21 protein-coding genes and 1 other RNA gene are annotated in these 17,724 nt (G+C 49.5%); 12 read left to right on the top strand and 10 right to left on the bottom strand.

Features of this window, described 5'->3' with window-relative positions; all coding sequences use genetic code 11:
- Positions 1–446 (bottom strand): anaerobic C4-dicarboxylate transporter family protein (locus ACTHUM_RS09150; RefSeq protein ID WP_440402827.1); only part of this gene is annotated, 446 nt, incomplete at its 3' end.
- Positions 447–668: 222 nt separating this feature from the next.
- Entirely contained in the window at positions 669–2,243 is a 1,575-nt protein-coding gene (locus ACTHUM_RS09145) for a glycosyltransferase family 2 protein (RefSeq protein ID WP_070695518.1), read from the bottom strand.
- Positions 2,244–2,326: 83 nt separating this feature from the next.
- Between ACTHUM_RS09145 and ACTHUM_RS09140 the strand changes: the two genes are divergently transcribed.
- Positions 2,327–3,292, top strand: a complete 966-nt coding sequence (locus tag ACTHUM_RS09140; protein ID WP_070695517.1) for a tRNA dihydrouridine synthase — start codon at positions 2,327–2,329, stop codon at positions 3,290–3,292.
- Positions 3,293–3,333: 41 nt separating this feature from the next.
- On the opposite strand, the gene ACTHUM_RS09135 is transcribed toward ACTHUM_RS09140, so the two are convergent.
- From ACTHUM_RS09135 to ACTHUM_RS09125, 3 genes are all read right to left on the bottom strand, one after another.
- Positions 3,334–4,059, bottom strand: coding sequence for a hypothetical protein (locus ACTHUM_RS09135; protein ID WP_049336534.1), 726 nt, complete (start codon positions 4,057–4,059; stop codon positions 3,334–3,336).
- Between the two features lie 158 nt (positions 4,060–4,217).
- On the bottom strand, positions 4,218–4,691 hold the full coding sequence (dnrN, locus tag ACTHUM_RS09130) for an iron-sulfur cluster repair protein DnrN (protein ID WP_049336533.1): 474 nt from the start codon (positions 4,689–4,691) through the stop codon (positions 4,218–4,220).
- A gap of 181 nt (positions 4,692–4,872) precedes the next feature.
- Complete coding sequence (locus tag ACTHUM_RS09125; RefSeq protein ID WP_049336531.1) at positions 4,873–5,805, bottom strand: AEC family transporter; 933 nt, start codon at positions 5,803–5,805, stop codon at positions 4,873–4,875.
- Positions 5,806–5,983: 178 nt separating this feature from the next.
- On the opposite strand from ACTHUM_RS09125, the gene ACTHUM_RS09120 reads away from it, so the two are divergent.
- Entirely contained in the window at positions 5,984–6,739 is a 756-nt protein-coding gene (locus ACTHUM_RS09120; RefSeq protein ID WP_004519852.1) for a GNAT family N-acetyltransferase, read from the top strand.
- Positions 6,740–6,795: 56 nt separating this feature from the next.
- Positions 6,796–7,545, top strand: a complete 750-nt coding sequence (locus ACTHUM_RS09115) for a lysophospholipid acyltransferase family protein (RefSeq protein WP_004519853.1) — start codon at positions 6,796–6,798, stop codon at positions 7,543–7,545.
- Positions 7,546–7,597: 52 nt separating this feature from the next.
- On the opposite strand, the gene gloA is transcribed toward ACTHUM_RS09115, so the two are convergent.
- The gene (gloA, locus tag ACTHUM_RS09110) at positions 7,598–8,011 is read right to left on the bottom strand and encodes a lactoylglutathione lyase (protein WP_003685011.1); all 414 of its coding nucleotides are present in this window, start codon (positions 8,009–8,011) and stop codon (positions 7,598–7,600) included.
- Between the two features lie 205 nt (positions 8,012–8,216).
- On the opposite strand from gloA, the gene ACTHUM_RS09105 reads away from it, so the two are divergent.
- Together ACTHUM_RS09105 and ACTHUM_RS09100 are read left to right on the top strand one after the other, a co-directional pair.
- A complete protein-coding gene (locus ACTHUM_RS09105; RefSeq protein ID WP_003685151.1) occupies positions 8,217–9,317 on the top strand; it encodes a hypothetical protein in 1,101 nt (366 codons plus the stop codon).
- An 86-nt stretch (positions 9,318–9,403) separates the two neighbouring features.
- Positions 9,404–9,868: a low molecular weight protein-tyrosine-phosphatase gene (locus ACTHUM_RS09100; RefSeq protein ID WP_049344703.1), complete on the top strand. Its 465-nt coding sequence runs from the start codon at positions 9,404–9,406 to the stop codon at positions 9,866–9,868.
- Between the two features lie 94 nt (positions 9,869–9,962).
- Here the strand turns inward: ACTHUM_RS09100 and metW are convergent, their stop codons facing one another.
- A complete protein-coding gene (gene metW, locus ACTHUM_RS09095) occupies positions 9,963–10,544 on the bottom strand; it encodes a methionine biosynthesis protein MetW (protein WP_049329691.1) in 582 nt (193 codons plus the stop codon).
- Positions 10,541–11,680, bottom strand: coding sequence for a homoserine O-succinyltransferase MetX (gene metX / locus ACTHUM_RS09090; RefSeq protein WP_049336341.1), 1,140 nt, complete (start codon positions 11,678–11,680; stop codon positions 10,541–10,543). The genes metW and metX overlap by 4 nt, the downstream gene beginning before the upstream one ends.
- A gap of 116 nt (positions 11,681–11,796) precedes the next feature.
- Between metX and ACTHUM_RS09085 the strand changes: the two genes are divergently transcribed.
- Positions 11,797–11,997 carry a protein MIGRI gene (locus ACTHUM_RS09085; protein WP_003682450.1) on the top strand — a complete coding sequence of 67 codons (201 nt, stop codon included), beginning with the start codon at positions 11,797–11,799 and terminating at the stop codon, positions 11,995–11,997.
- A 68-nt stretch (positions 11,998–12,065) separates the two neighbouring features.
- Here ACTHUM_RS09085 and nadE read toward each other — a convergent pair whose 3' ends face one another.
- Positions 12,066–12,854, bottom strand: coding sequence for an NAD(+) synthase (gene nadE, locus ACTHUM_RS09080; protein WP_049336338.1), 789 nt, complete (start codon positions 12,852–12,854; stop codon positions 12,066–12,068).
- 102 nt (positions 12,855–12,956) lie between these two features.
- On the opposite strand from nadE, the gene ACTHUM_RS09075 reads away from it, so the two are divergent.
- Genes ACTHUM_RS09075 through efp form a run of 3 tightly spaced genes read left to right on the top strand, consistent with a single transcriptional unit; the run spans position 12,957 to position 15,027 of the window.
- On the top strand, positions 12,957–13,235 hold the full coding sequence (locus ACTHUM_RS09075; RefSeq protein ID WP_004519862.1) for a hypothetical protein: 279 nt from the start codon (positions 12,957–12,959) through the stop codon (positions 13,233–13,235).
- A gap of 31 nt (positions 13,236–13,266) precedes the next feature.
- Positions 13,267–14,424: an elongation factor P maturation arginine rhamnosyltransferase EarP gene (gene earP / locus ACTHUM_RS09070; protein WP_049336336.1), complete on the top strand. Its 1,158-nt coding sequence runs from the start codon at positions 13,267–13,269 to the stop codon at positions 14,422–14,424.
- Positions 14,425–14,466: 42 nt separating this feature from the next.
- Positions 14,467–15,027 carry an elongation factor P gene (gene efp / locus ACTHUM_RS09065; RefSeq protein WP_002213793.1) on the top strand — a complete coding sequence of 187 codons (561 nt, stop codon included), beginning with the start codon at positions 14,467–14,469 and terminating at the stop codon, positions 15,025–15,027.
- Between the two features lie 59 nt (positions 15,028–15,086).
- Here the strand turns inward: efp and ACTHUM_RS09060 are convergent, their stop codons facing one another.
- Positions 15,087–15,686, bottom strand: a complete 600-nt coding sequence (locus ACTHUM_RS09060; RefSeq protein WP_039862173.1) for an MlaC/ttg2D family ABC transporter substrate-binding protein — start codon at positions 15,684–15,686, stop codon at positions 15,087–15,089.
- Between the two features lie 165 nt (positions 15,687–15,851).
- On the opposite strand from ACTHUM_RS09060, the gene ACTHUM_RS09055 reads away from it, so the two are divergent.
- The 3 genes from ACTHUM_RS09055 to ssrA all read left to right on the top strand — a co-directional run.
- Positions 15,852–16,067, top strand: coding sequence for a tautomerase family protein (locus ACTHUM_RS09055; protein WP_004519865.1), 216 nt, complete (start codon positions 15,852–15,854; stop codon positions 16,065–16,067).
- Between the two features lie 84 nt (positions 16,068–16,151).
- Positions 16,152–17,366: a pyridoxal phosphate-dependent aminotransferase gene (locus ACTHUM_RS09050; protein ID WP_004519866.1), complete on the top strand. Its 1,215-nt coding sequence runs from the start codon at positions 16,152–16,154 to the stop codon at positions 17,364–17,366.
- Positions 17,367–17,478: 112 nt separating this feature from the next.
- Positions 17,479–17,724: a transfer-messenger RNA gene (gene ssrA / locus ACTHUM_RS09045) on the top strand; the annotation flags it as partial.

The raw sequence follows: 17,724 nt of genomic DNA, 5'->3' as shown, positions 1-17,724 counted from the left end.
GCGGCAATCGGGCTGGCGACAATCGCAAATTGGGAAGCGATAACCGCCATCGTCAGCGGACGGGAAGGACGGATGCCATTGCGACGGCTGACTTCGGCAATCACGGGCAAGACCGAGTAAGCCACATGGCCCGTACCTGCCAATACGGTAAAGGTGTAAGTTACCGCCGGCGCGATAAAGGTGATGTATTTCGGATTGCGGTGCAACACGCGCGTGGCAATCTTAATCATATAGTCCAAACCGCCGCTGGCCTGCATGGCCGCGGCGGCAGACACTACCGCCATAATCATCAGCATCACATCAATCGGAGGGCTGGTCGGCTGAAGATGGAAACCAAAAGACAATACAGCCAAGCCGATACCGCCGAGCACGCCCAAACCAATACCGCCAACCTGCGCACCAATCAGGATACACAGTAGCACAACGGCAAACTGGATAAAAAACATAGTTGACATAACAATTCCCAAAATCCGGCCTTAGCCGAAATAAAATTACAAACGGTTGGATTATAGAGTAAACCCTCTTCCCTAACCATACTTTACCTAATTATACATACTGATCTATATCAAATAAATAATATTCTCATTTAACCTCTAGGTTTTTAAAAACACAAAAAAGGCCGTCTGAAGATTTTCAGACGGCCTCTATGGTTTAAAAAGATGATAAGGCTATTTCCCGGTTACTTCTTCATCTTTTATAAAATCCGATACGCCATGCACACAGCGGATTTTGCGTTCCGACAAGGTTGCCTCCAACAAGGCATCGTTTTGCGGCAATGAATCGCGTTCTGCCTCATTGTGCCAGAGGTGGTACGCAATGCCGGCAAATTTCAAATTATGGCGTTTCATCCCGTTATGATAGCAACGGGCGACAAATTCGCTGTCTTCCCTGCCCCAACCGACAAAGCTATTGTCAAACCCATTGACGGCAAGCGCATCGCTGCGGAAAAAGCCCATATTGCAGGTTTTGATGCCTTTATGTTTGCGGTTGCCTTTTCGGCCTGCCAATTTGGCCAAACAACGGCAGCGCAGGGCGGAAAGCCGTTTTTCTATCCCTGAGCTGAACATAGACAAAGCAGGCAAATCGCCTTCATCCAAAATATCCTGCGTTTTATCCTCAGTCAAAATCACGCGGGAACCCTGTATCAAACGGCCTCTGCGGGCAATCTTCAAATGATCGGCGATAAAAGACGGATCCAAAACCATATCGCCGTCAATCAACACAATATAATCGCTTTTCGCCTGCGCCAACGCACGGTTGCGCGATTCGGCAGCACGAAAGCCTCTATCCGGCTGCCATGAATGCTTAACGGGAATACTTGTCCTGCGGCGGATAAAATCAACCACTTCGGCGGTTTCCTGCCTTGAGCCGTCATCCGCGACAATAATCTCATCCGGCAGACGGGTTTGCGATAAAGCCGATTTCAACACCAGCTCCAAAGCATCGGGGCGATTGTAAGTGGTGATGATGAGGGAGACGGTTATCGTGCGGTTGCGCTCGTAGAGTTTGACATATTTGTAATACGAACCTTGTGCGTTGGAAACTGAAATCGTCAGGCCGTCCGCACCATAAGCAAAACCGCGCTTGAGCAGGTAATTCTTCACAAACGATACGCCGCCATGCAGCAAAGCCTTAAACGGCGAACTGTCTTTCTTAAAACGATTTTCTTCCGCATACAGCGAGCTATACTGCTGCATTTTTTGAATCAGCCCTTCGGCGTTTTCAAAAGAATAATGTTTCAGATGGCCATCGAGTTGTTTAACCTTGGCTTCCTGCGGCAACACCAAAGACTCATGCACCTGACGGTCGGAAAAACGGCTAAATCTGCGATGATAAAGGCGTGGAATAATATCCGGATACCAGCCGCAGCCTTTAATCAGTCTGCCGTGGTAATGGTTCAGACGGGAAAGTGAAAAAATATGCTCCTTCTCATTTTCCAAAACGGCCGCACGAATGGATTCGATTAAAGCCTCATCCGCCACTTCATCGCTGTCTATGCTGAAAATCCAATCGTTTTGCGCCAGTCTGGCCGCCAGATTTTTCATCGGACCAAACCCGATAAAGTCATGCTTGTAATAGCTGACATTTGAAAAACCCTTGGCAATTTCAAAAGTACGGTCGGTCGAGCCGTTGTCCAACAGCAGGACTTCGTCAAAGTCTTTCAGCGCACTCAAAACTTCTGAAAGATAACGTTCTGAATTTTTTACCAACATGGCGGCGGTTGCCGGAATTGTGTGCATCATAAAAAGGCCGTCTGAAAAAGGAAGCTGTATTTTAACCGATATACCGCTACAATATGTCCTCCTTTTTTCAGACGGCCTGACCCATGCAGCTTATTCTTGCCCCCATGCAGGGGCTGGTGGATGATGTGATGCGCGACCTGTTGACGCGTATTGGCGGATTTGACGAATGCGTCAGCGAATTTGTCCGCATTACGCACACGGTCCACTCACGCGCCACTTGGCTTAAATATGTTCCCGAAATCGCCCATGCCAACCGCACGCCGGCCGGCACGCCCTGCACTGTCCAACTTTTGGGCAGCGATGCGGAAAACATGGCCGTCAATGCTTTGGAAGCCGTGCGTTTCGGTGCGAACAAAATCGACCTCAACTTCGGCTGCCCCGCGCCGACGGTCAACAAACACAAAGGCGGTGCAGTCTTGCTCAAAGAGCCAGACTTGATTTACCACATCGTCCACACCCTGCGCCAACGCCTGCCGCAACACATTCCGCTGACTGCCAAGATGCGGCTTGGTTATGAAGACAAAAGTCTGGCATTGGAATGCGCCTCCGCGATTGAAAACGGCGGCGCATGCGCGTTAACCGTCCATGCGCGCACCAAAGTCGAAGGCTACGAACCGCCGGCACATTGGGAATGGGTGCGCAAAATCCGTGATGCAGTCAGTATTCCCGTTACCGCCAACGGCGATGTGTTCAGCCTTCAAGACTATCTCGACATTAAAACCGTCAGCGGCTGCGACAGCGTGATGCTCGGGCGCGGCGCGGTTATCCGTCCCGACTTGGCGCGGCAAATCAAGCAATATGAAAACGGCGAAACAGTCAAAGACACCGACTTTGCCGAAGTCTCCTCATGGATAGTCCAGTTCTTCGACTTATGCCTTGCCAAAGAGGCCAACAACAAATATCCGGTTGCCCGTTTGAAACAATGGCTGGGCATGATGAAAAAAGAGTTTGAACAGGCGCAGATATTGTTTGACCGTATCCGCGCCGTCAAAGAAGCGGACGAAGTAAAACAGATTCTGCTGTCGTTTGAACAAGAGATGCATTCATGATTTTAAAAGGCCGTCTGAATTTCAGACGGCCTTTAATATGATTACTGACAGATATAATCAGCCAACAGTCTGCCTTTTTCCGCACTGGCTGCATTGGCCATATTCACATGCCTGGTCTCAGGGCCATTCTTGGATTTCAGGGCTTCGCCATATTTTTTGGCAAACTCTTTATTGGCACTGGTCACTCTTGACTCAGTGGCATCCAATATAAACCCGTCTTGCTCATATTTGCCTTGCGCAGTAATAATCAAGATATTTTCAGGTGAAGGATAATCCGGGAAATTAACATAGTTGGTAACCAGCTTGTAGGAAACGCCTTTGCCGTGTTTCATATCCTGACAGATGCCGTTAGGCGCGGTAAAGACTGCATGGCCGATACGGCCGTGGCCGAAATCGTAAAAATCGATTCTCTTCGCAGAAGCCAATTGTTTTTTATCGTTGCCGTCATTGATATTTAATGACTTGCCGTTTACCAAAAACAGGGTTGGCAACAAGGGGCTGCCATGAGAGGCTTCCAAATTATATGCTTCGCCCAACAGCTTGCCCTGACGATACACAGTCAAGACAGGCTTTTTCAGACCATTTTCCGGATTGCCGGTTTTCTTAAAAGAAATCTTCTGAACCACATTGCCAAATTCATAATAAGGCCGCGACTGCACGCCTGTTTTCGTATCCTGCAAGGCGCTCCAGCTGCCGTCCGTCGTTTGGGCGCACGCAGTCAGAGCAACAAACAGAATACCCGATAGTAAAACTTTAGAATGTTTCATTCATAAACTCCTTCTCAAGTAAACAAAAGAACGGATGTGTGCCTTTACTGCTTATTTTTGTTTCTTTGTTAAAATTTTAGAACCATTGCACTAAATTAGCAAGGGATTAAACAACAGGCCGTCTGAACATTCAGACGGCCTTGATTAAGCTCAAATTTTTAAGAAGCCAAAACGCGGGAGAACAAAATCTCATTTTCCAAATGGATATGGTCTTTCAAATCATCCACCATCTCTTTGGCCAAAGTGTACAAACGGGTCCAGCTGCCGCAAGCGCCTTCGGGAAGCTCAAAATTGTAGGTCAATTCTTCCAGACGCGCGATGGCTTGATCGTGTTCTTCATGCTCGTGCATCATTACGCTGATGGGCATTGCCGCGCCGCGACCCACGCCCTGATTAATCATTGGGAACAACATGCGCTCCTCTTTCATCATGTGCATCAACAGCTCGTTTTGCATATAGGCCAACAAATCAGGAACTTCGGCAGGGAAAGTATCAGCATGAACCTGCGCCACTTTTTGCGCCAGCGGAACCAACTCTTCAAACTGGGCGCGGTGGACATTGTGGTAACGCTGCAAAATATGGTCAATGGTGGAATTGAAAGGTGCGGTTTCCCAAACGGTAAAGTCGGTCATGGCTGTGTTCCTTTAAAGATTGATATTGGATGAATGTTAGACATAAGGATACACGCTGCAAACGGCTTTGTATAGTTTTTTAATTGCTTAATTAATTGATAATAAAAGTTATTTTCAAATTAAAATACCAAACAGGCCGTCTGAAACATAAAGTCAAAGTTTCAGACGGCCTGCCCTTTTCTTAAATAATCCAACGATATAAGGCAATCATTACCGGCATGGTTACCACGCAAAGCAAGGTCGTCAACCCATAAATCGCACTGGCTTTTTGGGCATTTTTGCCGTAAACAACCGCCATTTGGGTAACTGTCGAAGCGGCAGGCGAAGTCGTTGCCAAAAAGCTGATTAACACAACCGTATCCGCATGCGCATCATGATGGGCAAAACCGCAGGCTTTGACGGCGAAAAGCAATAATACCGGAATCAAAATCAGCCTTAAAAAAGCAACGAGATAAAGCCTCGGTGTCCACACAATCGAACGCAACGGCAAAGAGGCCAGCAGCATGCCCGCCACCAACATGGCAACCGGGCCAATCATACTGCCCACCGTCGCCAAAGTATTATCGACAATGTGCGGCAGCTTGATTTGAAAGGCAAACATCAGCAGCCCGACCAACATGGATAAGATGTTGATATTGGTAAAAATGGTTTTCCAAGCCACATTGCCTCGACCGCAAATCAACAGGCGCAGATGCGTCCAAAACAAAAACGTCTGCACCAAGATAAAACCAGTGGTGTAAATCACCCATTCCGGCCCAAAGACCGACATTACCAAAGGGATAATCAGGTTGCCCGAATTGCTGTACACCGTCGCCGCGTGTTCGAGCGCATCGAGTTTGAACAAGTGTTTAAACAACCTGCCTAAAACAATCAATACCACATGGAAAAACACCGCCAACATGACGGAAAGCTTCAGCCCTTCGATAATCTGCGGCGTATTGTCCATCTGAAAGGCATGAATCATGACAGACGGGCTGATCAAGTAAAGCGCGATGACCGAGAGCGTATAGCTGTTTTCCGATTTCAACAGCCCTGCCTTCACTAAGGCCACGCCCATCAAAACAATCAGCGTCAGCTCGGTAATTTTTCCGGCAAGCAGAAAAGAGGTTTCCATAACAAAAAAAGCGGCAAAAACGTTGATTTTACGCTTCTACCGCTTGGCATGCCAAATTCAGACGGCCTGAAGCCTTTTTCCAACAACCCGACATAATTTGCCCTACCGCAAAGCAAATCAATATAAATCTGTCCGTATATCCGCTATAATCAGCCATTTTCTTCAAACAGGAAACATCATGTCCCCCAGCCGTTTCAATCAAACGGGCCCCAAAATCGGCCTGAGCGTACGCCTTGCAGAAACCCAAGCTGAAATCGAAGCCGCCCAAAGATTGCGCTATCAGGTTTTTGCCCAAGAGTTAGGTGCGGAAATCGAAAGCGATGACGGCCGCGATGTCGATCCTTATGATGAACATTGCCACCACCTGCTCGCCTTTGACGATGCAACCGGCGAGGTAATCGGCTGCTACCGCCTGATTACCGAAGAAACCGCAAAAAAAGTCGGTGGCTGGTACAGCGAGCATGAATTTGATCTTGAGCCTTTGAAAGACATCCTGCCGCAAACCGTCGAACTCGGCCGCGCCTGTACCCACCCGGACTACCGCAACGGCGGCTTGGTCATGCTGTTGTGGACCGGTTTGGTCAAATTCATGAAAGACGAAAACCTGCGCTTTATGATTGGTTGCGGCAGTATCGAAATGCGTGACGGCGGCAACGATGCGGCCGGCCTGTATCATGCTTTGAAAGACAAATACCTCGCTCCGGCACAATGGTGTGTCAAACCGCTCAACCCGCTCAAATGGGACAGCATCACGCCGTCTGAAAATCCGCCTGTACCTGCCCTGATCAAAGGCTATCTCAAAGCAGGCGCGTGGTTCTGCGGCGAGCCTTGCGTCGATGAAGCGTTCAACTGCGCGGATGTGCTGATCATGATGGACATCAACCACCTTTCCGACCGCTACTTGCAGCGTTTTGCCCCTAAAGCCGATTCATAATAAAAGGCCGTCTGAAACTTCAGACGGCCTGCCTAATCTTTATAAAAACACACACAATGACCGCCAAAATCCGTTTTATCTTCCGTCTTCTCTGCATTGCCGGCTGCCTTTTATACGGCATGGCCGAAATGTTTTTTCTGTTTCCCTTTTACAGCAGCAAACGCAAACTGCGCGCGATCCAATTATGGTCGCTGCGCGTGCTCGCTTCCTGCGGCATGAAACTGCAAACTTTCGGCACGCCGCCGCAAGAAGATCGCGGTCAGCTGATTATCAGCAACCATATTTCATGGTTGGACATTATGGCGGTCAACGGTGCTTTCCCCGGCCGTTTTGTGGCTAAAGACGATGTGGCCAAATGGCCTGTGGTCGGTTATCTTGCCACACAGGCTCAAACGGTTTACGTCTCGCGCAACCGCGGCATCAAAGGCAATTCTGCCAAAATCGCCGGCGTAACCGAAGCGCTGAAAAACGGCGATACCGTCACCATTTTTCCCGAAGGCACCAGTACCGAAGGCCGTGAAATCCTGCCGTTCAAACCGAGCTTTTTTCAGACGGCCTATGATGCAGGCGTACCGATTATTCCGGCACTCTGCCGCTATCCGAATCCAGACGGCAGCAGCCCCAATCCGCACACTGCCTACTACGGCGACATCAGCCTCTGGCAATCTATCTGCATGGTCATCAGCCAGCCTTCCAACACGGTCGAACTGCATTTCCTCGATCCGATTGAAGCAGGAGAAGACCGCTACGCTACTGCGCTTCAAGTACACGCCCTGTTGAGCGAAAAGCAAAAACAGTTGGGTTGATCAAAAAAAGGCCGTCTGAATGTTCAGACGGCCTTTTCCATTATCTTATGCCTTAAGATGAATATTGAACCGAATCGCTACCGCTTTTCTTTTGAATAAATTCAATTTTGTAGCCATCTGGATCTTCAACAAACGCAATCACAGTCGTGCCGTGTTTCATCGGGCCGGCTTCGCGTACCACTTTACCTCCCATTTCTTTGACACGCTCGCACGCCGCGTAAGCATCATCGACTTCAATCGCGATATGGCCATAAGCATCGCCCAAATCGTAAGACTCGGTATCCCAGTTGTGGGTCAGTTCCAAAACAGTATGGTCCGCTTCATCGCCATAACCGACAAAAGCCAAAGTAAAACGGCCTTCGGGATAATCGCGGCGGCGCAGCAGTTGCATGTTCAATACGTTTTGATAGAAATCCAAAGAGCGTTCGAGATTGCCGACACGCAGCATAGTATGAAGCAAGCGCATGATTTTGTTCCTTTCTGAATTATGTTTGGTCATGGATTATAACACATCGGGCATTTACCCTCCCCAACTTAGAAAATGCTGATACTTAAACCTTGTGAAAATGAAGCGTATCCCTATCGCCAGTTGAATTTAATTTATTAACAAGCACACCGACTGACTAAATTGCTATAATCGCCACACTTACAACACAACACTTCAAACCGTCATGAAAACCTTTGTTCTTCCAGATACCCGCCCTTATCCGCAGAGCCCTATCAAAAACTACCTTCTGCTCAATGCCTATCAGCTGGCGCACAACTCCTCCTCCGCATCGCGCAAGCTTTCGGCCGGCCAACTGCAAACCGAAATCCGCACCATGCTCAGCCAAAACCATTACATCAACCTTTCATTGGCAATGACCATGGCGCCCGATGTCGGCACTTACACCAGCCTGATTCAAAGCGTAGGCGAAGTCCTGAAGGCAGAAAACGATAACGAAGCCCAATGGTTTGCCCTGCCTGTCGTTTTGGTCGCCGGTTGCAAAAAAGAACAAACCCTGCCGCTTACGCTGCCTACCGAAGCACTCTTCGCCTGCCTGCAAAACTACCCCAACCTGCGTACCCTCACGCAAAACACGCAATGGCTGCCTTACCTCGTCCAATCTACCGACTTGAGCAGCGTTACCCCGGGCGAGTGGTTCCAAGCCAAGCAAAACGATGAAGCGGCAGGCGCATTCCTGCAAAAATTCGAATACAAACCATTGACGCTGCCCGAAGGTCAATCCGTCCATGTTGTTTACGCGCTGGGCTACGGCAATAAAGACATTCAGACTGCCTTGGGCCTTAACCTGCAACAGGCAGGCCTGCCATTGATGCAGGTTTGGCAAGAGCATCTCGCCCTCGACGGCGTTACCCTCTTTACCAACCCGCTCTCGCCCAATACGCCGCTTGACGCGCTTACCGACGGCAGCCACACCCGCCAACGCATGGCCATGGACGTTTTTGCCACCAACGCCATCCGCGCCATCCGTATGCAAAGCCCGCGCGTCGGCGTTGTTGCCGCAGCGAAAGCGGACGGCAAGCTCCAGTTCAGCTTCAACGCGACAGACAGCGCGTTTGAAATCGTTCCGCAGACCTTCACTTGGGAGCTTGCATCAACCGACAATATCGCCATCGTTCAGCAAAACTTCCTCGACCTGATGGCCGAATGCCGAATCGAGCACCTCTACCTGCTGCACAACCCATTGGGCGAAAACGAGAACATCCCTACTTATGCCCAAGCGTTGAAACTAGAAGGCCATAATCCTTTCTTCAGCAATGTAAACTAAATTGAAAATGCAACACGCCAAGGCCGTCTGAAAACGGTTTAGCGTGTTGCATTGATTTTCAAACCTTACCGCTCATTTTCACGCATATGAAAACCCACAAAATCCTTTTCGTCTGCCTCGGCAACATCTGCCGCTCCCCTATGGCCGAATACGTCCTGCGCCACCGCGCCCGCAAAGCAGGCATGGGCAATGCCGTCATTACAGCCAGCGCAGGCACGTCAGGTTGGCACGACGGGGAAAACATGCACGAAGGCACGCGCCGTGTACTCAAACAACACGGCATCGACCCGTCAGGCTTTACCAGCAGCAAAATCAAACCCAGCGATGCCGAACATTTCGACTACATCATCGTGATGGACGACAACAACCTCAGAGAAACCGAAAAGCAGCTCGGCTTCCACCCCGGCAAAATCTTCAAACTGACCGACCTTATCCCCGATTCAGGTTACAACCACGTTCCTGATCCGTGGTACACGGGCGACTTTGACGAAACCTACCGTCTGGTCGATGCCGGCAGTTTTGCCTTGTTGGAAAAACTGAAACAGGCTTAAACCGACTTTAATAATAAAAGGCCGTCTGAACAGGTATTTGCAAAAGCCATGCTTTCGTGATTACCTGTTCAGACGGCCCTATTGATTACTGCAATCAACCTACACGATAAAACGCCAGGCTGCCCAATAAATTCGGCAGATGTTTAACCTGTCGGTTGCCCGTCATGACCGCACGCTCAAGCACGCGGATTTTGTTTTTGGCACACAGCAAATCAAAGTCTTTGAGGGTACACCAATGGATATTGGGCGTATCGTACCAATGATACGGCATCCGCTCGGAAACCGGCATATGGCCGCCAATGGCGATTTGAAAGCGGTTGCGCCAGTAGCCGAAGTTAGGGAAGCTGACAATAGCCTGCTTGGCCACGCGCATCAGGCAGCGCAGGATTTTTTCCGTGTTCTGCATCGCCTGAATGGTTTGGCTCAAGACAATCACATCAAAGCTTTGATCGCCAAAAGCCACCAAACCTTCTTCCAAATCGGCTTGAATGACGTTCACACCGCGGGATATGGCGGCAATCACGCTGTCGGTATCGATTTCAACACCGTAGCCGGTGCAATTTTTATGTTCCACCAACGCAGCCAACAGCTCGCCGTCGCCGCAGCCTAAATCGAGTACGCGGCTGCCTTCGGGTATCCAATCGTAAATGAGTTGCAAATCGTCGCGCAGATTCATTTTTGGCAGTCCTTGTAAACGTTGTTCATATAAGCGGCAACCGCGCGGATATAGGCTTCGTCTTCCATCAAGAACGCATCGTGGCCGTGATTGGATTTGACTTCAATGTACTGCACGGATTTTTGCGCGGCGATTAATGCCTTGACCAATTCATGCGAACGTTGCGGCGAAAAGCGCCAGTCGGTGCTGAAGCTGGCAACAAAAAACTTGGCCTGCACATTCTCCACAGCGCGCGTGAGGTTGTGGCCGTAATCGGCGGCCGGGTCGAAGTAGTCAAGCGCCTTGGTCATCAGCAGATAAGTGTTGGCATCAAAGCGGCCGACAAACTTGTCGCCTTGATAGCGAAGATAAGATTCCACTTCAAACTCAACGCCGTAACCATACTGATAACCGTCTGATTTTAAATCGCGGCCGAATTTTTTACCCAAGCCGTCTTCGGCAAGATAAGTGATGTGTCCCATCATGCGCGCGATACGCAAACCGCGTGAAGGAACGGTATGATGGCTGCGGTAATTGCCTTCGTGGAAATCGGGATCGGTCAAAATCGCCTGGCGGGCAACATCGTTAAACGCGATGTTTTGAGTGGAAAGTTTAGGCGCAGAAGCGATGACGAGCGCATGAGCAACGCGTTCAGGCAAAGAAATCGTCCATTGCAATGCCTGCATGCCGCCTAAGCTGCCGCCGACAATGGCCGCCCATTTTTGAATGCCGAGATAATCGGCAAGCATGGATTGGGACTTCACCCAGTCTTTGACGGTTACAACGGGGAAATCCGCGCCATATTCGCGACCGGTTTCAGGATTTTCGGATAAAGGGCCGGTACTGCCGTCGCAGCCGCCCAAGTTGTTCAAACCGACAACGAAAAAGCGTTCGGTATCGATAGGTTTGCCGGGGCCGACCATATTGTCCCACCAACCGGCGTATTTATCCTCCACGCTGTGCTTGCCGGCAACGTGATGATTGCCTGACAGGGCGTGGCAGATAAGAACGGCGTTGCTTTTGTCTGCGTTGAGCGTGCCGTAGGTTTCAATCATCAGGTCGAAACGAGGTAAGGTTTTGCCGTTTTCCAGAGCAAGCGGTGTGTCAAACGGGATTTTCTGGGGCGTTACAATGCCCACTGAGGCATTTGTTGTCATTTGTAATTTCCAAGTGAAGCGGCAAAAGGGGTATTATAACGTTTCGTCTTTGTTTTGTGCATGAGGCTTCAGACGGCCTGCCCTGATTAAAGGCAATATTTTTGGGAGAATGTGGAATGATAGGCAGGCTTTTGCGATTTTTTTTCTTTTGCGCCATAGCGGCATTGATTGTGAACCGTTTGTTCAGCCGTAAACAAAAGCGCACCATTCGTGAAATCGCCAAAATCAGCGCATGGGTATTGCTGGGCGCGGCGGCCGCTACGCTGTTTTGGTATCTGATGATGCTGTTTTTCAAGCATATTCCTAATTCTTATTGAAATAAAATATAAAAGGCCGTCTGAAAACCTTAATCCAACGTTTTCAGACGGCCTTTTGATGTCCAAATTTAAAACAGCTCTTCCGGAATCTTGCAAACCGGAATCGGGTTGACTTTGTGCTGCATGGCTTTGTGCAATCGGGTATAGATTGTCAAAACTTCGCGCTGTCTGCCTTCAAAATCTTCAGGCTTGTGGCTGTTGTACACGCTCATCGCCCATTCGAGTTCGGGATAAGATGCGCCCATTTGCTCTTCATCGGTACGCTCGATATCCCAAAGGCCGTCTGTCGGCACGGCTTTTTGAATGTCTTCCGATACGTCTAGCTCGGCTGCCAAAGCGTACACCTGAGTTTTGGTTAAATCGGCAATCGGGCTGATGTCCACGCCGCCGTCGCCGTATTTGGTGAAGAAACCGACGCCGAAATCTTCAATTTTGTTGCCCGTTCCCGCCACCAGCAAACCATGCAGCTGGCCGTAATAATAAAGCGTCGTCATGCGAAGGCGGCTGCGTGCATTGGCAAGTGCCAGCTGTTTGTTGGGAAATTCGGTTTCGCTGACATCAACGGTATCGGCAAACGTATCGAACGCCGGAGTCAAATCAACACTTTGCGCTTTTACGTTAGGATAACGCTTTTTCAGACGGCCCATGTGTTCTTGAGCGCGGTTGACTTGGTCAGATTTCTGACGAATCGGCATTTCCAACAACAAAACCGACAAACCGGTTTGCGCGGCAAGGGTGGAAACCACGGCAGAATCGATGCCGCCGGATATGCCGACGACAAAACCTTTGGCAAGCGCCTGCTCGGCGTAATCTTTGAGCCATTGAACAATATGGCGGATGATGGCTTGGGTTTGCATAGGGATAAATGTTCGCTTCAAATAAAACGAATGATAGCCTGATTTGCACTTGTCTGAAAGACGACAGGGTATAATACCCTTTTTATTTCTTGCACACACACCATGTCCAAACCCATCCTTCTGCGCTGGCTCGTCGTCTGCCTGATTCCGCTCGCCACCCTTTTGTGGTTTGCCCTCAACCCGCCCGAAGACAAAACGCAACACCTCATCAACGGCATCATCCTTGCCTGCGAAGCCACGTTCCTATTCAAGTTCGTCCTTTTTGACGTCATCAAACACCACCTCAAACAAGAGCCCGAATTGAAACGGCAAAGCATTTGGATGTTTATCCCGATTATTTTGCTGATTGTTTATTTATTCCACTATTTCGGCGCATTCTGATGTTTTCAGACGGCCTTGGGCATATTTTTCCATGAACACCACCCCACCTTATACCTGCTGGATTTTCTGCAACGTCATCGACAACTTCGGCGACATCGGCGTTTCATGGCGGCTGGCGCGTGTTTTGCAACGCGAACTCGGCTGGCAAGTGCATTTGTGGACAGACGACTTTCCGTCCCTTCAGGCACTCTGCCCTGACTTGGCCTCGATTCCCAATATCCATCAAGGCATCGGCATTCACGCTTGGCAAGCCGACTACGCCGAAGATACCGATACAGCCCCTACCCCCGACATTGTCATCGAAACCTTCGCCTGCGAACTGCCCGACAACGTTCAAACCATCATCCGCCAACACCAACCGCTTTGGCTCAACTGGGAATACCTCAGCGCGGAAGACAGCAACGAGAGGCTGCACTTAATGCCCTCGCCCCAGGCCGGCGGCATACAGAAATACTTTTGGTTTATGGGTTTCAGCGAAAAAAGCGGCGGCCTGCTGCGCGAACGCGATTACGCCGAATCGGCCGGATTTGATACGGAAGCCTTACGCCGACAACTCAAACTTCCCGCAAAAAACGCGTCCGAGTGGCTGCTTTTCGGCTATCAAAGCGATATTTGGGCAAAATGGCTGACTATGTGGCAACAGGCCGGCCAACCCATTACCCTGCTGCTTGCAGGTACACAAATCATCGCCAGTCTGAAAAACAGCGACCTAGTACCGCAAAATGCCCTGCTTGAAGACGGCGATGTGTATCAGAGCGAACACATTACCCTGATCAAAATCCCTTTTGTCCCCCAACAGGATTTCGACAAACTGCTCAACCTTGCCGACGGCGCTATCATACGCGGCGAAGACAGCTTTGTTCGCGCCCAGCTTGCCGGAAAGCCTTTCTTTTGGCACATCTATCCGCAAGAAGAAAATATCCATCTCGACAAACTGCACGCTTTTTGGGACAAAGCGCATCAGGTTTATCCGGATGTTGTCGCCACGGCACACCACCGCCTTTCCGACGAACTCAACAACGGTGATGCACTCAGCGACAGCCAGCGCCTGCAGGCATGGCAAACCCTGACTGCACACCAAAATGAATGGCGGCAAAGCGCGGCAAAATGGCGGGATGGACTTTTTGCTCAAAAAAGTGCCGTTGAAAAACTTGCCGCCTTTATTTCAAAGCACAAAAAAATACGCTAAAATAGCGCGTTTTATTACAACCGATTTGATTGGAAAACTACAATGAAAACAGCACAAGAACTGCGCGCCGGCAACGTATTCATGGTCGGCAACGATCCTATGGTCGTTCAAAAAACCGAATACATCAAAGGCGGCCGCTCTTCCGCCAAAGTCAGCATGAAACTGAAAAACCTGCTGACCGGTGCCGCTTCTGAAACCATTTACAAAGCCGACGACAAATTCGACGTCGTTATCCTGTCCCGCAAAAACTGTACTTACAGCTACTTTGCCGATCCTATGTACGTCTTCATGGACGAAGAATTCAACCAATACGAAATCGAAGCCGACAACATCGGCGACGCGTTGAAATTCATCGTTGACGGTATGGAAGACCAATGCGAAGTTACTTTCTACGAAGGCAACCCAATCTCCGTAGAATTGCCTACCATCATCGTTCGCGAAGTTGAATACACCGAGCCTGCCGTTAAAGGCGATACCTCCGGTAAAGTGATGAAAACCGCGCGTCTGGTCGGCGGCACTGAAATCCAAGTGATGTCTTATATCGAAAACGGTGACAAAATCGAAATCGATACCCGTACCGGCGAATTCCGCAAACGTGCTTAATCAGCCCGTAACACAAAAAGGCCGTCTGAATATTCAGACGGCCTTTTTATCAATCTACCTTATTGTTTCTTCAAGCCCTTGGCTGCAACAGTCGCAATCGTACCGTCAATGCCTTTGCTCTTAATCAGCTCGCCAAATTGGTTGCGGTATACCGTTACCAAGCTGGTACCGTCCACGCGGATATTGTAAATCTTATACGCACCGCCACTTTGGTAAAGCTGGTAGGCCACTTCATACTTGGTGCCTTTTTTGGTCTGAATTTCCGAGAAAACGTCAAACTTATTGCCGTTTGCCGTCATCTTCGGCAACAGGCGTACATTCGCATCCGCCGCACCAATCAGTGCAGAATGCGAGTACATCGCAATCACCATGTCTTTGAATGCACGGATAAAATCAGTTTTCTGTTTGGCAGAAAATTCACGCCATGGCGCGCCGACAGCCAAAGCCGAAATACGTTCATAATCCAAATAACGGTTGGCATACTGCTCAACCTGTTTCACACGTTGCGCTTCTGTCAAAGAAGTATTGCGTGCAATTTTCAGCACAGCATCAATATTCTGCTGCATCTGCTTTTGCGCAGGATGCGTTTCCGCCGCCACATAGGGCGCGGCAATCACCATCGGCGCGGCCACAATCAAAGTCTGAAGAAAACGGTTCATGACGATATCCATCCAAAATAAAACCGCATTTTAAAAACAATCTATTCCAAAAAACTTAATTCTTTGTAAAAGCAGTCATGAGCAATGAAAAATCCTGCAATCAAATTTCAGACGGCCTGATAAAAATAAGATAACATGTGAACACTATTTTAAAAGGAAAAAGCCATGCCCTACGTCAACATCAAAGTAACCGGCGGCAACGAAGCCCCGAGTGCGGAACAAAAAGCCGAATTAATTCGCGGCGTCACCGAATTACTCTCACGCGTTCTCAACAAAAATCCCGAGACGACCGTCGTCGTCATCGACGAAATCAATATGGACAACTGGGGCATAGGCGGTAAAAGCGTGACGGTTCGCCGTGCTGAAGCGCGCAATAAGTAAGCTTTGGACGTCTGAAGCTCTTTTAATTTACCCACAAAAAGAGTACATTTATCCCATTGTTAACAATTTTACGGAACACACATCATGGAGAAATTCCCTAAATCATCCAAACTGGATCACGTTTGCTACGATATTCGCGGCCCAGTTCACAAAAAAGCCCTGCAACTGGAAGAAGAAGGCAACAAAATCCTCAAGCTCAATATCGGCAATCCGGCTCCGTTTGGCTTTGAAGCGCCTGACGAAATTTTGGTTGACGTCATCCGCAACCTGCCGACTTCGCAAGGCTATTGCGACTCCAAAGGCCTTTACTCCGCACGCAAAGCCATCGTCCACTACTACCAAACCAAAGGACTGCTCGACGTTACCGTCAACGATGTTTACATCGGCAACGGCGTGTCCGAGCTGATCACCATGTCCATGCAGGCATTGCTCAACGACGGCGATGAAATCCTGATTCCCGCACCGGACTATCCTTTGTGGACCGCCGCCGCAACACTGGCAGGCGGTACCGTCCGCCATTATCTATGCGACGAAGAAAACAACTGGTTCCCCAACCTGGCCGATATGGAAGCCAAAATTACACCGAAAACCAAAGCCATAGTCATCATCAACCCCAACAACCCTACCGGCGCGGTGTACAGCAAAGAAATCCTGCTGGAAATCGCCGAACTGGCGCGTAAACACGGCCTGATTATTTTTGCCGACGAAATTTACGACAAAATCCTCTACGACGACGCCGTACACCACCATATCGCCGCACTTGCCCCCGACCTCCTGACCGTTACATTCAACGGTCTCTCGAAAGCCTACCGCGTTGCCGGATTCCGTCAAGGCTGGATGATACTCAACGGCCCGAAACATCATGCAAAAGGCTATATCGAAGGCTTGGACATGCTCTCGTCTATGCGCCTTTGTGCCACCACACCCATGCAGCACGCCATTCAGACGGCCTTGGGCGGATACCAAAGCATCAACGAATTCCTCCTCCCCGGCGGCCGCCTGCTCGAGCAACGCAACAAAGCATGGGAACTGGTCAACCAGATTCCGGGCATATCCTGCGTCAAACCCATGGGCGCATTGTATATGTTCCCCAAAATCGATACCGAAATGTACAGCATCCATGACGACATGAAATTCATCTACGACTTACTCGTACGTGAAAAAGTCTTGTTCGTCCAAGGCACAGGCTTCAACTGGATACGCCCCGACCACTTCCGTATCGTTACCCTGCCGCCCGTTCATCAAATCGAAGAAGCCATGGACAAACTCAAACGCTTCTTGCAAAACTACCATCAATAAACCTAAACAAAGAGGCCGTCTGAAAAAGCAAACCGCTGTTCAAACGGCCTTTTTAATCAAACAGCAACTTGGCAAAGCCTGCTGACATGCGTATAATCGACCTTACCTATCTGGGGGCGATCTTGGTTTCGACGGGGGTTGCAAAGCAGATGCGGGCATACCGGGGTCTCAGATTTCCCGTTAAACACTGAATTTAAATAGTCGCAAACGACGAAACTTACGCACTGGCCGCTTAAGGCCTGCCGTTGCAGCAGTTGGTCAATGGGCTGTGTAGCGCAAGCTACCGCAACGTCATTCTACATTGACTGGTTTTCTGTCGGGTTACTTGGCAGGAAACGAGATTTAAGGTAACTGGTTC

The organism is Neisseria sp. P0021.S006, assembly GCF_051956895.1.
This window is presented reverse-complemented; position numbering and strand designations above follow the sequence as displayed.

Excerpts from the sequence above, each read along its gene's own strand:
- earP (WP_049336336.1), top strand. The coding sequence starts at position 13,267 with ATGAACACCACCCCACCTTATACCTGCTGGATTTTCTGCAACGTCATC.
- ACTHUM_RS09125 (WP_049336531.1), bottom strand. The coding sequence starts at position 5,805 with ATGGAAACCTCTTTTCTGCTTGCCGGAAAAATTACCGAGCTGACGCTG.
- ACTHUM_RS09075 (WP_004519862.1), top strand. The coding sequence starts at position 12,957 with ATGTCCAAACCCATCCTTCTGCGCTGGCTCGTCGTCTGCCTGATTCCG.
- ACTHUM_RS09085 (WP_003682450.1), top strand. The coding sequence starts at position 11,797 with ATGATAGGCAGGCTTTTGCGATTTTTTTTCTTTTGCGCCATAGCGGCA.
- dnrN (WP_049336533.1), bottom strand. The coding sequence starts at position 4,691 with ATGACCGACTTTACCGTTTGGGAAACCGCACCTTTCAATTCCACCATT.
- ACTHUM_RS09060 (WP_039862173.1), bottom strand. The coding sequence starts at position 15,686 with ATGAACCGTTTTCTTCAGACTTTGATTGTGGCCGCGCCGATGGTGATT.
- gloA (WP_003685011.1), bottom strand. The coding sequence starts at position 8,011 with ATGCGCTTGCTTCATACTATGCTGCGTGTCGGCAATCTCGAACGCTCT.
- ACTHUM_RS09120 (WP_004519852.1), top strand. The coding sequence starts at position 5,984 with ATGTCCCCCAGCCGTTTCAATCAAACGGGCCCCAAAATCGGCCTGAGC.
- ACTHUM_RS09140 (WP_070695517.1), top strand. The coding sequence starts at position 2,327 with ATGCAGCTTATTCTTGCCCCCATGCAGGGGCTGGTGGATGATGTGATG.
- ACTHUM_RS09145 (WP_070695518.1), bottom strand. The coding sequence starts at position 2,243 with ATGATGCACACAATTCCGGCAACCGCCGCCATGTTGGTAAAAAATTCA.
- ACTHUM_RS09115 (WP_004519853.1), top strand. The coding sequence starts at position 6,796 with ATGACCGCCAAAATCCGTTTTATCTTCCGTCTTCTCTGCATTGCCGGC.
- ACTHUM_RS09135 (WP_049336534.1), bottom strand. The coding sequence starts at position 4,059 with ATGAAACATTCTAAAGTTTTACTATCGGGTATTCTGTTTGTTGCTCTG.
- ACTHUM_RS09100 (WP_049344703.1), top strand. The coding sequence starts at position 9,404 with ATGAAAACCCACAAAATCCTTTTCGTCTGCCTCGGCAACATCTGCCGC.
- nadE (WP_049336338.1), bottom strand. The coding sequence starts at position 12,854 with ATGCAAACCCAAGCCATCATCCGCCATATTGTTCAATGGCTCAAAGAT.
- ACTHUM_RS09050 (WP_004519866.1), top strand. The coding sequence starts at position 16,152 with ATGGAGAAATTCCCTAAATCATCCAAACTGGATCACGTTTGCTACGAT.
- ACTHUM_RS09055 (WP_004519865.1), top strand. The coding sequence starts at position 15,852 with ATGCCCTACGTCAACATCAAAGTAACCGGCGGCAACGAAGCCCCGAGT.
- metX (WP_049336341.1), bottom strand. The coding sequence starts at position 11,680 with ATGACAACAAATGCCTCAGTGGGCATTGTAACGCCCCAGAAAATCCCG.
- ACTHUM_RS09105 (WP_003685151.1), top strand. The coding sequence starts at position 8,217 with ATGAAAACCTTTGTTCTTCCAGATACCCGCCCTTATCCGCAGAGCCCT.
- efp (WP_002213793.1), top strand. The coding sequence starts at position 14,467 with ATGAAAACAGCACAAGAACTGCGCGCCGGCAACGTATTCATGGTCGGC.
- metW (WP_049329691.1), bottom strand. The coding sequence starts at position 10,544 with ATGAATCTGCGCGACGATTTGCAACTCATTTACGATTGGATACCCGAA.